This is a genomic window from Streptomyces sp. MnatMP-M17 (assembly GCF_900091995.1).
Classification (GTDB): domain Bacteria; phylum Actinomycetota; class Actinomycetes; order Streptomycetales; family Streptomycetaceae; genus Streptomyces.
This window is the reverse complement of record NZ_FMDK01000022.1, coordinates 1-15,080: the sequence shown is the minus strand read 5'-3', so window position 1 is coordinate 15,080 and position 15,080 is coordinate 1. Positions and strand designations below refer to the sequence as shown.

Annotated in this window: 13 protein-coding genes and 1 pseudogene; 4 read left to right on the top strand and 10 right to left on the bottom strand. The window is 67.7% G+C overall.

The window, feature by feature from the left end:
- Positions 1-75 precede the first annotated feature (75 nt).
- Positions 76-1,002, top strand: a complete 927-nt coding sequence (locus GA0115259_RS01355; protein WP_093589563.1) for an SDR family oxidoreductase — start codon at positions 76-78, stop codon at positions 1,000-1,002.
- Between the two features lie 141 nt (positions 1,003-1,143).
- Positions 1,144-1,415, top strand: a pseudogene (locus GA0115259_RS42650) (MaoC/PaaZ C-terminal domain-containing protein); the annotation flags it as partial.
- 90 nt (positions 1,416-1,505) lie between these two features.
- Here the strand turns inward: GA0115259_RS42650 and GA0115259_RS01345 are convergent.
- Positions 1,506-3,953: a SpoIIE family protein phosphatase gene (locus GA0115259_RS01345; RefSeq protein ID WP_093589560.1), complete on the bottom strand. Its 2,448-nt coding sequence runs from the start codon at positions 3,951-3,953 to the stop codon at positions 1,506-1,508.
- Between the two features lie 279 nt (positions 3,954-4,232).
- Positions 4,233-5,648: an MFS transporter gene (locus tag GA0115259_RS01340; protein ID WP_256097870.1), complete on the bottom strand. Its 1,416-nt coding sequence runs from the start codon at positions 5,646-5,648 to the stop codon at positions 4,233-4,235.
- A 131-nt stretch (positions 5,649-5,779) separates the two neighbouring features.
- On the opposite strand from GA0115259_RS01340, the gene GA0115259_RS01335 reads away from it, so the two are divergent.
- A complete protein-coding gene (locus GA0115259_RS01335; RefSeq protein WP_141716414.1) occupies positions 5,780-6,253 on the top strand; it encodes a MarR family winged helix-turn-helix transcriptional regulator in 474 nt (157 codons plus the stop codon).
- A gap of 404 nt (positions 6,254-6,657) precedes the next feature.
- Here GA0115259_RS01335 and GA0115259_RS01330 read toward each other — a convergent pair whose 3' ends face one another.
- On the bottom strand, positions 6,658-7,413 hold the full coding sequence (locus GA0115259_RS01330; protein WP_093589551.1) for an SDR family NAD(P)-dependent oxidoreductase: 756 nt from the start codon (positions 7,411-7,413) through the stop codon (positions 6,658-6,660).
- A 124-nt stretch (positions 7,414-7,537) separates the two neighbouring features.
- A complete protein-coding gene (locus GA0115259_RS01325) occupies positions 7,538-8,362 on the bottom strand; it encodes an SDR family NAD(P)-dependent oxidoreductase (protein ID WP_093589548.1) in 825 nt (274 codons plus the stop codon).
- A gap of 121 nt (positions 8,363-8,483) precedes the next feature.
- Between GA0115259_RS01325 and GA0115259_RS01320 the strand changes: the two genes are divergently transcribed.
- Entirely contained in the window at positions 8,484-9,161 is a 678-nt protein-coding gene (locus tag GA0115259_RS01320) for a TetR/AcrR family transcriptional regulator (RefSeq protein ID WP_093589545.1), read from the top strand.
- Positions 9,162-9,778: 617 nt separating this feature from the next.
- On the opposite strand, the gene GA0115259_RS01315 is transcribed toward GA0115259_RS01320, so the two are convergent.
- The 6 genes from GA0115259_RS01315 to GA0115259_RS01290 all read right to left on the bottom strand — a co-directional run.
- Positions 9,779-10,234, bottom strand: a complete 456-nt coding sequence (locus GA0115259_RS01315) for a hypothetical protein (protein WP_093589542.1) — start codon at positions 10,232-10,234, stop codon at positions 9,779-9,781.
- 1 nt (position 10,235) lies between these two features.
- Positions 10,236-11,822 carry an acyl-CoA synthetase gene (locus tag GA0115259_RS01310; RefSeq protein WP_093589539.1) on the bottom strand — a complete coding sequence of 529 codons (1,587 nt, stop codon included), beginning with the start codon at positions 11,820-11,822 and terminating at the stop codon, positions 10,236-10,238.
- Positions 11,823-11,840: 18 nt separating this feature from the next.
- The gene (gene hcaB, locus GA0115259_RS01305) at positions 11,841-12,677 is read right to left on the bottom strand and encodes a 3-(cis-5,6-dihydroxycyclohexa-1,3-dien-1-yl)propanoate dehydrogenase (protein WP_093589536.1); all 837 of its coding nucleotides are present in this window, start codon (positions 12,675-12,677) and stop codon (positions 11,841-11,843) included.
- Positions 12,674-13,534, bottom strand: coding sequence for an alpha/beta fold hydrolase (locus GA0115259_RS01300; protein ID WP_256097869.1), 861 nt, complete (start codon positions 13,532-13,534; stop codon positions 12,674-12,676). The genes hcaB and GA0115259_RS01300 overlap by 4 nt, the downstream gene beginning before the upstream one ends.
- Before the next feature lie 32 nt (positions 13,535-13,566).
- On the bottom strand, positions 13,567-14,184 hold the full coding sequence (locus GA0115259_RS01295; protein WP_093589533.1) for a 3-phenylpropionate/cinnamic acid dioxygenase subunit beta: 618 nt from the start codon (positions 14,182-14,184) through the stop codon (positions 13,567-13,569).
- Position 14,185: 1 nt separating this feature from the next.
- A partial coding sequence (locus tag GA0115259_RS01290) for an NAD(P)/FAD-dependent oxidoreductase (RefSeq protein ID WP_107469125.1) occupies positions 14,186-15,080 on the bottom strand: 895 nt, incomplete at its 5' end.

Sequence of the window (15,080 nt, the reverse complement as noted above, 5' to 3'; positions counted from 1 at the left end):
CGCCAGTCTCTTGTTCTAGAGACTGCCGGTCTGTTATGTTGGGCATAACAGACCGGCAGTCTCTAAGGAGATTCGATGTACACCGTCCCTGACCAGTCCGGAAAGTTCGCTGTGGTGACCGGCGCTAACAGCGGCACCGGCAAGGAGACCACTCGCCGCCTCGCCGAGGCCGGCGCACACGTTGTCCTCGCTGTGCGTACTCCCGCCAAGGGCGAGCAAGCCAGGGCTGACATCCTCGCGCGCCACCCCGAGGCGAAGCTGGAGGTCCGCCGCCTTGACCTCGCCGATCTGGCGTCGGTGCATGACTTCGCCAACAGCCTGATCGCAAGCGGTACCCCGCTTGACCTGCTTGTGAACAACGCGGGCGTGATGGCCCCCTCGAAGCGGATGACAACCGCCGATGGCTTCGAGCTTCAGTTGGGCAGCAACTATCTCGGCCCCTTTGCGCTGACCTTGCGCTTGCTGCCGCTCCTGCTGGCCGCCGACCACCCGCGGGTCGTGACGATGAGCAGCGGCACAGCGAACTTCGGCCGGATCGACTTCGACGACCTCCAGTGGGAGCGCCGCCGCTACAGCCCCATGATGTCCTACGGGCAGTCGAAACTGGCCGACCTGATGTTCACCCAGCAGCTCGCGGCCGTCGCGGCCGAGCATCACTGGGACCTGCTCAGTGTCGCCGCGCACCCCGGCTCCACGCGGACCAACCTGCAGACGGCCGGGGCGAGTCTCGGCCAGGACAAGACCGCCCGCCCCTGGTTCGCACGCTTCGACATCTTCCCGACCCAGGAGGTCGAGCAGGGCGCCGAGCCGGAGCTCTATGCCGCGACGAGCCCGGATGTCACCGCCGGCGGCTACTTCGGCCCGACCGGCCGGATGGGCCTGGTCGGCCCAGCGGGCAAGGTCCGCCCCACCCGGCGTGCGCTTGACAAGGCTGCTAACGCCCGGCTCTGGACCGAATCCGAGCGGCTCACCGGCGTCACCCTGGCCGAATGCGCGTCGTGAGGGTCGGCCCCGGCGGCACGTGTTCGCTCTGAGACGGCCCACTCTCGGGTCGTGCAGGGCCTGCAGGCCCAACGTCCCCACCGCCCACAAGCGGATCTGCGGACGGGCGCACAAGGAGGAGAGGGGCGTCTTGGCGCCTGTTGGATCCACACCGACCCTGGGCGCGCCGCGGCAGGCCCTTCGGCGCGCCGATCGCCCACGGCTACCTGACTCTCTCCGTGTCCATCCCGCTGTTCACCGAACTGCTGGACGTCCAGGGCGTGACGACGAAGGTTGACTACGGCCTGAACAAGGTCCGCTTCCCCGCACCGGTCAAGGTGGGCTCCCGCGTCCGGCTTGTGGCGCGCCTTGCCGAGGTCGAGGACATCCCCGGCGGCTTGCAGATCACCATCGACGCCACGATCGAAATCGACCTGGCCCCCGACGGCCGGGCGATCGCCGGCCACATGGTTCCAGCGAGGACAACGGCGAGCGAGGAAAGACGCGAGCAGCAGGCCGTACCCTCAGGGCAGGCAGGGCTGGGACAGCACCTGTTCCGCCCATATCGTCTTGCCGGTTGCCGAATAGCGAGTGCCCCAGGAAGAAGTCAACTGGGCCACCAGCAGCAGACCACGGCCTCCCTCGTCGTAGACGCGAGCACGACGCAGATGGGGAGCAGTGGTGCTGGCGTCGGTAACCTCACAGATCAGGTTCCTGTCGCGAATCAGACGCAGGTGGATGGGTGGATCGGCGTAACGGATCGCGTTCGTGACGAGCTCACTGACTACCAGTTCCGTGACGAAAGCCGTCTCCTCCAGATTCCACGCGGCGAGCCGCTCCGCGGCAAACGCGCGCGCGTCAGCGACCGCGGCCGGGTCGGGAGGAACATCCACGGTGGCAACATGCTGGGCGCCGAGCGCATGGGTGCGGGCCACGACGAGAGCGATGTCGTCAAAGTGGTGTTCCGGCAGAGCACCGAGGATGGTGTCACAGACGTTGTCCAAGGAAGTTGCAGGCTGGGCAAGAGCGTTGCGAAGCTGGGCGATTCCCCAGTCCATGTCCCTGTCGCGTGATTCGATCAAGCCGTCGGTGTAGAGGGCGAGCAGAGCGCCCTCAGGCAGGGTGAGTTGAGTCGCTTCGAACGGCAGGCCGCCCAAGCCGAGGGGAGGACCCGCCGGCACATCGAGGAACTCGACGGTGCGATCGGGTCTCACCAGGGCGGGGCCGGGGTGCCCAGCACGGGCCAGCGTGCACACCCGGGAAACGGGATCGTAGACGACGTACAGGCAGGTGGCACCGAAGCCTCCGGCGGCCTCCGCAGCCGGGTCGTACTGTGAGGCGTCGCCAGCGCTTGCTTCCGTCGAATGGCGGACAACGAGGTCGTCGAGGTGGGTGAGCAGTTCATCCGGGGGCAGATCCATGTCGGCGAGAGTGCGCACCGCGGTGCGCAACCGTCCCATGCTGGCCGAAGCATGGATCCCGTGCCCCATCACGTCGCCCACGACCAGCGCCACTCTGGCGCTGGACAGAGGGATGACGTCGAACCAATCACCGCCCACACCAGCCAGGACGTCGCTGGGCAGGTAGCGAAAGGCAACGTCAATCGCGGCTTGGACAGGGGGCCGCTGGGGCAGCAGCGACCGCTGCAAGGCCACTGCCGTTTCGCGCTCGCGGGTATACCGGCGTGCGTTGTCCACACAGACCGCAGCCCGGCCGGTCAGTTCTTCCGCAAGCAGGAGATCGTACTCGTCGTAGCCCTCCGGACTCCTGTGTCGGGCAAACACGGCTACACCCAGAACGGTTCCCCGGGCCCGCAGGGGCGCCGCAAGCACCGAATGGATCGCGAATTCGCCGACCTTTCGGGCGCAGCCGGGGAACTCGGCCAGCCACCTCGCGAACTCAGGATCGGTGGATGAGCGCTGGACTACCTCGCCGGCAGTCACCGCCCGTGCCGCGAGCGAGTACTCCGGGTGGAAGCCTGCTTCGCCTGGTTTGCGTGTCGACTCGGGACAGCCCTCCAGGACGGACTTCATGGCAACTCGACGGAAGGCGATGGATCCGCTGATCGATCCAGGAGCCGGCTCCTCACCACGGACCACGGACTCGAGCAGGTCAACACTGACGAAGTCCGCGAACTCCGGGATGGCCACGTCTGCAAGTTCCTGGGCCGTCTGGGCCACGTCCAAGGTGCTGCCGATATGGGCGCTGGCGGCGTTCAGTATTTGCAGCCGTTTATGCGCCCAGTGCTGCGTGGTTATGTCGTGCGCGGTGATAGCGACTCCCCGAACACAACCGTTCTCGTCCTGCAGCGGGTACATGTGGTTGGACCAAGCGTGCTTGCGTGTCTCGCCCGGGACCCGGAGGTAGTTCTCGAGACACTGAGGCTCCCCGGTGTCCCTCACCCTGGCCATGGCCTGCCCGACTTCGGCGACTTCGGAAGCGAAGGGGAGGAAATCCGCGCTTCGCAGTCCGCGCAGATCAGCCTCCGTGAGATTCATGGTGCGCTCCGCGGAGCTGTTGGCTCGACGCAGGCGCAGATCCGTGTCGAACACCGCCATGGAGCACGGCGACTGCTCGTAGCTCTGCACCATCAGTGCATGATCCTCCGGCTCGACACCAGTACGAGTGAGGGGGCAGACCAGGAGCCAGCCGAGGCTGTGGCCGTCCTCGACATAGCGGTGGGCGAGGACCTTCACCACTACTCGGTGACCGTCCCGGTGACGCAACGCCAGGCTGCCGTGCCATCTGGCCCAGCCCTGAAGCGTCGGCAATGCCTCCGCGGGGACCTCTTCGTCCAGGAGGGAGACCGCTGAGCTGCCGAGGATCTCAGCCGCCGGATACCCCAGTAGCTTTCGGGCTCCCTCGTTCCACAGAGTGACGACGCCGTGTTCGTCCACGGCCGCCCTCGCCGTATCTGTGCCGTCGTCTGAGAAGTCCGGCCACTCGATGCCAGGGACGCGCTGCTCTTCCATCGCCTTTCGTCTCCCCGCATATCCAGCGTCCAGACGCACGCGCACTGCGTCCATCGCACGCCGACCAGCACTGGTACCTCCATGCTGCTCCCAAAGGGGGACCACCGCAGGGCTATACCGCATATGGCTGAGCGTGCCGCTCGAAAGCGGAGGCAGCAGCCTTGCCCGTTCCCTTCTGCGCGGCAGTGGTGACGAGACCCGCGAGGAGCAGGCCGAGACACCCGACCACCGCACGCGCGCCGGAACGTCGGACGCTATCGGATCCCAGACACCGCCTGATCAGGAGCCGGCGGTGATTCGATGCGGAAGGCGGCGGTCGGCGACAGCCAGCACAGCGCCGACGAGACTGGTCGCGACCAGGAGATTCGCAATGGTGTGCAGGCCGGCCGTATTGACCGCATGTGCGTAGGTGAGGCTGATGAGACTGGAGGAGAGAATCGCGCCTGAGTAGGTAAAGGTACGCAGGAGCCCGGCCGCAGTGCCGATCTGGTCAGCGGGGGCCTGGGCATACAGAGCCGCTTGGTTGCCGAGAGCGGACAGCGCGAAGCTGAAACCGAAGGCGATCATGATGAATATGATCGGCACCAGCGGTGTGTGGATATTCGCCCAGCGCAGAGCGAAGCCCACCCCGAGGGCGATCACCGAGGCAGCGATCAGCGGGCGGCGTATCAGGTTCCGCCGGGAGACTGGCCGCGAGACGACGACCGCGACCGCCGATATCGGCAGCATGACGAGGCCCGTGACGATGGCGGACAGGCCCTTGCCTTCCTGGAGCCACTGGGTGAGCCCGTACATCAGGCAGTAGGCGCCGAACATGCTGACGACCGTGCGCAGGTAGGTGAGGCCGAGGGACCGGTTGGCCACCAGCATGCGGACATCGATGAGGGGGGCCGTGGCATGTCGTTCCCAGCCGATCAGGGCTGCGAACAGGACGAGGGCGACACCCAGGGCGATCCAGCTCGGGTGCTGGAGGCCCATCAGGAAGATGAGCAGCGCGGTGAACGCCCCACCGAACAGGAGGATCCCGGCCGGGTCGGTGTCCGAGGCGACGGCCCGCAGTTTGCGCTGTGCTCCGCCGCGTGCGTCCCTGGGGATCCAGCGCCAGGCCATGGCCAATGTGATGAGAGCGAGCGGGATGTTGATCGCGAAGGTGACCTGCCAGTCGGCTGCCTCGACCAGCAGTCCGCCAAGGGGCAGACCGAGGGCGGCTGTGATCTGGGCGGCCAGGGTCAGGTTGCCGAGCACGCTGCCCGGGGCGTTCACGCCCGCCTGGTCCGCGCGCGCCCGGATCAGAAGCATGGCACAGGGATATCCGGCGGACGTGCCCACACCGATGATGACGCGGGCCACGATCAGCATCGTCAGGTTCGCCGCGGCGCTGCCGATGATGCCACCGGCCAGGACCAGGAGGATGCCGGTGAGGAATACACGACGAGCACCGAAGCAGGCGGCGAGCTTGCCCATCGTCGGCTGGGCGATCGCACTGGCCACGTACAGGACAGCGACGAGGACGGTGGTGCGACCGGTGGAGATGTCGACGGCCTGGGCGATCGGGACCAATGCTGTGGCGATGATGCTGCTGTTGATCGGGTTGAGGGTGGATCCCATCAGCAGGGGGGTTACGAATCTCCAGGTGAAGGGCGATTCGGTCGGTGGCACATCTGCTGGCTTCTCACGTGCGCGGGTCGTGCTCACGAGGTCACAGATCCTTTCACCGGACCGGTAGGCAGACCTTCCATTTGGTATTACACAGGCTATCTGAACAGATAGCCTGTGTATATGGGGGTCTCGGTGGAGCGGTCGTGGTCGCCGGTAACTTTGCGCTTATGAGCATCGAGGAGGGGGACGCTGCAGCCCAGGCGTCCGCCCTGGCATCCGGTCTGGCAATGGCCATGACAAGACTGAGGGCGCGTCTGCGGACCGAGACCAGTTCCCAGGCCGGCCGGTGGACGGGGCGCTGGAGTTGGGCTCAGCTGGCCACGCTGACTCGCATCATCGAGAACGGTCCGGTGACGGCCAGTGAGCTGGCCAAGGCGGAGAACGTGCGTCAGCAGTCAATGTCCGAGATCCTTACAGCGCTGCGCAAGGACGGTCTCGTGCGCACCGAACGGGATCCCGAGGACGGGCGCAAGGTGCTGCTCATCGCGACCCCGGAGGGGGAGGAAATCAGCCGTGAAGTGAAGGCGACCCGAGACGCCTGGCTTGCCTCTGCGCTCCGTGACGACGTGACCGAGACGGAGCGTGAGACGCTCGAGGCGGCCATCCATATCATCAACCGGCTTGCCGAAGGCAGGAGCTGAAAGTTGAAAGCGGAACGCGGACGCCCCCCATACGTGGGCGTCCGCGGACTGTGTTCCAAGGCCGTCTTCGGGGCGGACGGGTGCTGCCCGAAGCATGCCCGTCCGCCCGGCCCTGCGGGCTTCCCCTGTACCGGACCACGTACCTGGTCCGGGGCGGCGGCCAGCTCTGCGGGCACATCGCTGGTTGCCCCGCGGGCTGCCGGCAGTTCCGTGACCGCCCGTCGCTCATCAGATAGAAGCTCGCGCCCACGGCTGAGATCGTCAGTTGCTGTGGGCGCGAGGATCACGGGGCTCCCGAACACCAGCCCCCTGCGGGGCGGGCTCTCGGGCAATTGGCGGATGCCGTCAAGGTCTTCGAAAAGCTCCGCGCCGAAGGGCGCGTCACGAACGGCCGAGCGCCGGCATCAGGTGAGGAAGCCGCCGTCTACGGCCAGGTGGGCGCCAGTGATGTACGAGGCGTCATCCGACAGAAGGAAAGCGACTGCTGTGGCGATCTCCCGGGGTTCGCCCAGGCGCTTGGCGGCGATGATGGCCGCCGTGGCTTCCGTCTCCTGCTGGGTCGCGGCGGCGAGCATCGGGGTGGCGATGACGCCGGGCTGGAGCTCGTTGATCCGCACTCCGCGAGCAGCCCAGTCGTTGGCGGCGGAGCGGGTGATGCCGCGGATGCCGTGCTTGGATGCCGAGTAGGCGGCCCGGAACGGCAGACCGCGGTCGGCGTAGACACTGGAGACGTTGACGATCGCCCCGCCGCCAGAGGCTTCGATGGCAGGCAGCTCAGCCTTCATGCCGTAGTAGATGGAGGACAGGTTGGTGGCGATCGTGTTGTCCCACACGTCGTTGGGCAGGTCGGGGAGGTCGCGGTGCTCGCTGCTTATGCCCGCGTTGTTCACCGCGAAGTGCAGGGCGCCGAAGCTGTCCACAGTGGCAGTGACGGCATGCTGCATGGCGTCACTGTCGGACACGTCCGCGGGGATGCAGATGGCCTCACTGCCGACCTTGGTGACGGCGGCCGCCACCTCGTGCAGCGGCGTTTCGCGGCGACCCACCAGGGCCACCTTGGCACCGCGCTCGGCGAGAAGAATGGCGGTGGCCGCGCCCATACCGGTGCCGGCGCCGGTGACTATGGCGACCTTGTTCTCGAATTCTCTGTCTCGGGACATGGCTGTGCCCTACCTTTCGGGTGGGTTCGAAATGATCATTCGTAAGATCAGCGGAGACCAGGACCTCTGGGTATGGCTGATGACTGTGTGGCTCGGATGGGATCGGCCTACTGACCCTGATCTGCTAGGCGGAGACGGACTCGGTCACGTTCCGCCACTCCGCGTCGGTGTTGGCGAGGGCCTGCGCAAAGCCCGTCGCGTACTGGTAGGCGTCTGCGCCGATCAGGAGCCGCAGCGGGGCGTCCTCGCGACCGGCGATCTCATGAACCACCTGGGCGACCTTGGCCGGATCGGAGGCCTCTATGCCAGAGGCGTTCCTGAGCATGTCGGCGAAGGCGCCGACGGTGGGCTGGTAGGGCTCGCTGACCGGCGGGATGCTCATGGACGAGCCGGCCCAGTCGGTGCGCATGCCGCCCGGCTCGATGACAGTGACCTTGATGCCCAGAGGGGCGACCTCCTGGGAGAGGACGGTGGAGAAGCCGCCGACGGCCCACTTCGCGCTCTGGTAGGCGGACAGGCCCACGGAACCGATCCTGCCGCCGACCGAGGAGACCTGGATGATGTGTCCGGAGCCCTGCTGGCGCAGGAGGGGCAGGACGGCCTTGGAGACCAGCGCGACGCCGAAAAAGTTGGTCTCGACCTGAGCACGGAAGTCGTCGACCGAGATGTCTTCGACGGCGGCGAGGTTGCCGTAGCCGGCGTTATTGACCACGACATCGAGGCGGCCGAAGGCTTCCGTGCCCTGCTGCACGGCCTGGAGGATGTTCTCGTAGTCGTTGACATCGAGGGCAACGGGGCGGATGCGGTCGCCGTAGCGGGCGACGAGGTCGTTGAGCTGGGCGGGCTTACGGGCGGTGGCGACCACCTGGTCGCCGGCCTCCACTGCTGCCTCGACGATCGCACGGCCCAGGCCGCGCGAGCTGCCAGTGACAAACCAGACCTTGGACATGAGGATTTCCATCTCTTGAGGGAGGTTCCCCGAAGGTATTAACAGACCATCGGGCTCTTGGGGGGAACGTAAGGTACTGCTGGTCTAATGTCAAAAGACCGGAGGTCTGTAGTATGGAGGGATGTCGACCTTTCAGCGTGCTCGCAGCGAGGGGCAGCGTGAGCTCCGGAGGCGAGCGATCCTTGACATCACGGCCGCGATGCTTGACGAGATGCCGGTCGGCGAGGTCAGTCTCAACGAACTGAGCCGACGTGTCGGACTGGCTAAATCCAACGTGCTGCGCTACTTCGAATCGCGCGAAGCCATCTTGCTGGAGCTGTTGGACCGCGCATGGAAGCAGTGGATAGACGATCTGCCTGAGTCGGTGGCCCCCGAAATCGACTCGGGCGCTGCCGTTGGGGATCGCGGTGATCGGCTCGCCGACGTCCTTGCTCGATCCCTGGAGGAGCGCCGAGTCCTGTGCGACCTCTTCAGCGCGCAGGCCGGCGTGCTGGAGCGCAACGTCTCGGCCGAAGTGGCCGGCCGCTGGAAGCGGACAGCAATCGGCAACGTCGAGGCCATGGCTGCACTGGTGCGCCGCTGGCTCCCCGAACTGGGCGACGCCGCCGCGGTGTTCTGCGCTCAGGTCATCATGGTGGCCGGCGCGGTATGGATCCATGCCCGCCCGTCCGCCGCCATGCTCGACGCCTACGACGCCGACCCTTCCCTGGCCGGGCTGCGCATGGACTTCGCCCCCGTCCTGCGGACTGTGCTGGCCACCTTGACAGCCGGCACGCTGGCCCGCGCTGCGGCGTTGTGACGATGTGGCGCGAGGGGGCGTCCCGTCTGGCCGGACTCACGGCGCCTCCTGGATGGACAGCAGTTCCACTTGAATAGTGTCTATTGTGACTATCTTTATAAGGTTCGCAAGTGGTTGGGCAGGGCTTCTGGCCCGCATGAGGTGCATCGGTCTGGCCGGGTGCCGAGGGCATCGCCCAGCGAGGCGCCGCCGGCGATCGGCCAGGACGGGGCCTGTCGAGACCATCCGGCTGCTCGGCCGAAGAACGCTCGATAGCTGACACGCGGTCCGCGTGCGATCGGGCGCGGAAACGCTCCTCATGCCCCGTCCTGCACCTGAGGTGTTCGGAGAATTGACTCAGCGGGACGCGGCGCGTGCCCCCGGCAGGCCGGGCGGGCGCAGGCCCGATGGCCGAGCCGGGCGGGGGCGGCCGCTTCGAGCATTTCCCGCAGGCATCGACGGCCCGGACACCCTGCCCTGCGCCCAAAACATGCGGTCACCGGTCCTGCCTTCCGGACCCTCGGTAGAAACAGCCTGTCGCCTTGCCGTAGCAACCGGCGCCGCCCCGACCGTTTCACGCCGGAGATACGGCCACATTGCTCCTGCCTTGGCGCTCGGTCAGGCGCCCCCAGGCCATCTCACGCGTCGGGGACCCGGTCGAGGTCCGGGTCGGTTCGGGTTACCCAGGCTGCTTCCCAGGCGAACAGGCTGTGTTCGGTGTCACCGAGGTCGACGTTGACGACGTAGCGGAAGCCCGCAGCCTCCGCCGCCGCCACGCGGGATGATTCGTCGGCAGGCACCGCGAGAACAAGGCGCCGGCACTGCGGGTCGGTGAGGGGTACCGCCTCAATAGCCTCGGACAGCACATTGGCCAGGAACTCGATGCCGCAGCCGTCAACTTGGAGTTCGAGATCGTGGAGTCCCACGGGATAACTGGCACGCAGCCGGCCTGCGGCACAGCGCTCCACGTGGACGGCAGCCGTGTCCGCGCCCCTTCCGATGATCATGTCCTGCGCGTGACGCCGCCGATGCAGCAGTTCGGTGTGCCACTGCGGAGCGAGCTGCAGATCGGGTATCGGGGGAACGGGGATCATGTCACTGCTCCTCCGCCGCGACCTGGCGGATGACGGGTTTGTCGAGCTTGCCGGAGCCGTTGCGCGGCACGGCATCCACGACCTTCAGACGGCGCGGCAGCTTGTACCTGGCCAGATGACGGGCCGCGTGGTCGCGCACATCGTCCAGCGTGATGCGGGACCCCTCGGCAACGGCGATCACCGCGGCGACGGTCTCGCCCCACTGCGGATCGGGAACGCCGACCACAGCCACGTCCAGCACACCCGGCATGGTGGCGAGCGCGTGCTCCACCTCGGCGGGGTACACGTTCTCGCCACCGCTGATGATCATGTCTTTGAGGCGATCCACGACGTACAGACAACCGTCGTCGTCGAGGTAGCCGATGTCCCCGGAGTGGAACCACCCCTCGGAGTCGTACGCGGCCGCGGTCGCCTGGGCGTTGTCCCAGTAACCGGCGAACACATTGGGGCCCCGGACCACGATTTCCCCGCGCGTGCCCGGGGCGACGGGCTCATTGGTGAGAACATCGACGACCCGGACCTGGGTGTAGGGCATGGGGATGCCCGCCGAGCCGATCTTGTCGAGGGTGTGTTCGGCGGGGAGATGGGTGGCGAACGGTGCGGTCTCGGTCAGTCCCCATGCCTGCTGGAGCAGCAGGCCACGGCTGGCGTACTGCTCGACCAGGGAGGGCGGCACCGGGGCGCCCGCGACCACGACGGCACGCAGGTGACTCAGGTCGTTGTCGAAGAAGCCAGGGACCCGGGAGAGGGCGGTGAACATCTGAGGCACGCCGAACACGGAGTTGACCTTCAGACGTACCAGGTCATCGGCGCACGTCTGAGGGTCGAAGGTCCGGCGTACGACCACGGTGCCGCCGCGGGTGAGGGTCCGCAGCGCGAAGCTGTTCAGGGCACCGATGTGGAACAGCGGCGCGGCAGCGTAGGTGGTGTCGCCACGCTGGGTGTTGAGATGGAGCTCGACGTTCACCGAGTTCCACCAGGCGTTGCCGTGGGTGAGGACGACGCCCTTGGGCGTTCCGGTGGTGCCTGAGGTGAACATCAGGATGGCCGGGTCGTCGGCGTGCTTGGCAACGACGGCCACGGTCGGTTCGGCGTCGGCGATGAGCGCAGCCCAGGGTTCCCAGCCGTGCTCTGCGGTGCCGGCTGGTACTTCTGGGTCGTCGTCGACCAGGAGGAAGCGGCTCAGGGAGGTCTTGTGGCGTACCCGGTCGACGCTTGCGCGGTGGCCTTCCTCGCAGATGATCACCTGGCAGGTGCTGCTCTTCAGGACCTTGGCGAGTTCGGGGTCGGCGAGGCGGAAGTTCACCGGGACGAACAGTGCGCCGATCCGGAAGGCGGCGAGCATCGTGACGAAGAAGGCGGAGCTGTTCAATCCCAGGTAGGCGATGCGAGAACCGTCGCGGGCGCCGCCGTCGGCGAGCACGGTGGCCAGTCGTGCGGCCCGGTCGTCGAGCTCGCGGAAGGTGAGGTCGCCGCCGGGGTAGTCGAGAACGACAGTGTCACCGTGGTAGCGGGCGTTGCGGGCGACGGCCGCAGCGGGGTTCAGGTCGACCGTGAGGCCGGAGTTGTGTGGGTGGGGCGTGGTCACGGGGGCTCCTCGTTGAGCTCAGAGGTGGTCGCCGCCGGCGGCGGTGGCGAAGCCACGGACGCCGATCCCGCCGTCGACGGAGATCGCCTGGCCCGTGATGGGGCCGCTCTGCTCGCGAGCGGCCAGCAGGACGTACGAACCGGTGAAGTCGCGCGGGTCGGTGCTGGAGTCGTGCAGGGGGATGGGGGGCGGCGGCGCGCCCGGGCTCTTCTTCGCGAATGAGGCCGACAGGGAGCGCTCGTTCAGGTCCAGGGCCTGGGGGCCGCGCAGGTCGGTGTTCATGCCGCCGCAGGCGACGCCGTTGACGCGGACCTTGGGAGCGAGTTCGTAGGCCAGCTCCTTCATCAGGCCGAGGCAGGCGTGCTTGCTGGCGGTGTAGAGCGGGCCGCCGCCGTTGACGTAAAAGGAGGCGTTGGACAGCGTCATGACGATGCTGCCGCGCGTTTTGACCAGTTCCGGCCAGGCCGCCTGCGCCGCCAGAGCGTAGCCCTTGACGTTGATGGAGAAGATCTCGTCGAAGGCGGTGTCGAGTTCCTGCGCCGACAAGCGGGTGAGTTGGCGTTGGTAGTCCCACACGCCGGCGTTGGCGACCAGGGTGTCCAGCTTGCCGAAGCGCTCCACGGTGGCGGCGACCGCGGCGTGCAGGGCCTCGGAGTCACGCACGTCGGCGGCGACGGTGTGGAAACGCCCGGGCGTCCGGGAGGCTTCGGCGACTTCGTCGAGCCGTGCCTTGTCCCGGCCGATGATGGTCACGGAGGCGCCCTCGGCCACGAAGCGTTCGGCGACCGCGCGGCCGATGCCCGATCCGCCGCCGGTGATCAGCGCGCTGTATCCTTCCAGCCAGCCGCCGCTCACGATGCCTCCTCCGCGAGGAAGCCGGTGACCAGCGTCTCGAACTCGCGTCGCCGTTCAAGCTGTACCCAGTGCCCGCAGCGGCCGAAGACATGGAGCTGGACGTCGCGGATCTGCTTGAGCATCAGATGGGCGCCGTCAAGGGTGATGGTGCGGTCGTCGCGGCCCCACAGCAACAGGGTCGACGCCTTGATCTTGTGCAGGTCCCGCCAGAGCGGGTCCATGCCGCCGCGCTGAGCGAAACCCGCGTTGTAGAGGTGGTAGAAGGCGATGTGACTGTCGTCGAGGGAGGCCTCGTAGCGGGCCTTGATCACATCGGCGCCGAACTGCTTGTGGTCGAAGACCATGGTGCGGATGAAGGCATCCATTTTCTTCTCGCTGGGACCGGTGCCGTTGTAGTAGCGGAACATCTCCTTCTGGCCTTCGGTGGGGGTGGGACCGAAGGGCAGCCAGCCGCCACCGGGTGCCATCAGCACCAGCCGGGTCACCCGCTCGGGATGCTGCTGGGCCATGGCGATAGCGGCGGCTCCGCCAAGGCTGTTGCCGAGCAGGTGGAAGGTGCCGATGCCGAGGGAGTCCAGGGCCTGGTGCAGGGCGTCGACGGTGATCTGGGTGATGGACCGCTCGTCGAGGTCCTGCTCGGTGGGCCGATAGCTGTCGCCAAAGCCGGGCTGGTCGGGCAGCAGGACGCGGAAGTGCCGGGCGAGTTCGGGCAGGTTCTGGCGGTAGTTGCTGACGCCGGAGGCGCCGGGGCCGCCTCCGTGCAGCATGACGAGGACCGGGCCCTGGCCGGTCTCGGCGACGGCGATCTCGCCGAGCGAGGTGGCCACGCGGTGGTGCTTGAGTTCGAGGTCGGTCACAACGGTTCCGATCGGGAAGGGGTGAAGCGGGCTTAGAAGAAGGTGGAGATGTTCTTCGCCTGGAGTATGTTCTGGTCGAGCAGGATCGTCCGGCGGGCTACGCGCAGGCCGTCCCGGGTGCGGCGCAGGATGTCGGTGCGGCCGCCGGCGAACACGTTCTCCTCACGCTCCAGGCGATTGCGGTAGACGAGGAACGCGGAGCGCACCAGAAGATCGTCCTCGGCGAAGTCGGGGTTCTCCTCCGGGTCGATGTGGCGCACCAGCACGTTGGTGACCAGATGCCGGGTGCGGGAGGGCGGGTCCTCGGCCCAGGCCATGCCGGAGTCGAAGCGGCGGATGCGCCAGGCCAGGCTCTCCTTGGTCTCGTCGTAGAAGGCCGCCTCGCCCCGGGCGGCCACGGACAGAGCCTGCTGGCGGCGCAGCCGATTGGTGCGTGTGGGCATCCAGTAGTCGAGATCTTCGGCGAGCAGGCCGAGCCAGTCGGTGTAGCGGCCGGCATCGAGGAGGTCGGCCTCCTCGTAGTAGAACTGCTCGACCTCGAAGTGGGTGTCGTGGTCGGCCCGCGCTCCGGCGCGGGAGGTGCTCGTGCTCACGGTGTCGTTCGGTCCCTTGTGCGTCGCGGCGGCCTGGGCGGTTCCGGTGTGCGGCATGTCAACCTCGCAGCAACGAACGGAGATTGACGGACGGGTCGGCCAGACGGCCGGCATCGGCCGGCATGCGGCGGTCGATCATGCGGCGAGCCGCACGGACGGCGGTGGAGTCGTCGACGGAGGCCGCGGCGACCACGCGTCCGTCCCGCAGCCCGAACACCGAGAAGAACGGATCCTCGAAGGAACCGCGGGTGACGGTGTGGGACGCGGACGCCATGTGTCCCACACTCTCGACGTGTCTGTCGTGCCGGTCGGTCCAGAACCATGAGGCCGTCGGGGCAGGCTGTGCCGTGCCGAGGATGCTCGCCGCCGCACGGGCACCGTCCTGCTGCGCTGCCTCCCAGTGTTCGGCGCGTGGCAGGAGCACACCGTCGGCTCCCCGGGCCCGTGCCGGATCCCCCACGGCCAGGATGGCTGGGTTCGACGTCACCTGGCCGGCGTCCACCACGATGCCCCGGGCCACTTCGAGCCCTGCCTGCTCGGCCAGTGCGGTGTGCGGAACCATGCCGACGCCCAGCAGGACGGCGTCGTAGGTCTGTGCCGGGCCGCCGTCGGCCAGCAGCGCCTCGACGCCTGCCGCGCCGCGGTCGGTGAAGGACTCCACCACCGTCTGCCGGGCCGTGACGCCGTTGCGGGCGTGCAGGCCGTGCACCCACTCGGCGAGTTCGGGCCCGAAAGCCGCGGCGAGCGGTACGGCGACCGGGTCGACGAGGGTGACCGCGCAACCCAGCCGCACGGCGGTGGAGGCGCTTTCCGCGCCGACGAGACCGGCGCCGACGACGAGGAGTCGGGCCCCCGGGACCAGGGCGGCGCGCAGCCGGTCGGCGTCCTCGGAGGTGCGCAGCACATGGACGCGCTCGCTGTCCGCGCCGGGAATCGGCGGGGGGGGGGGGGGC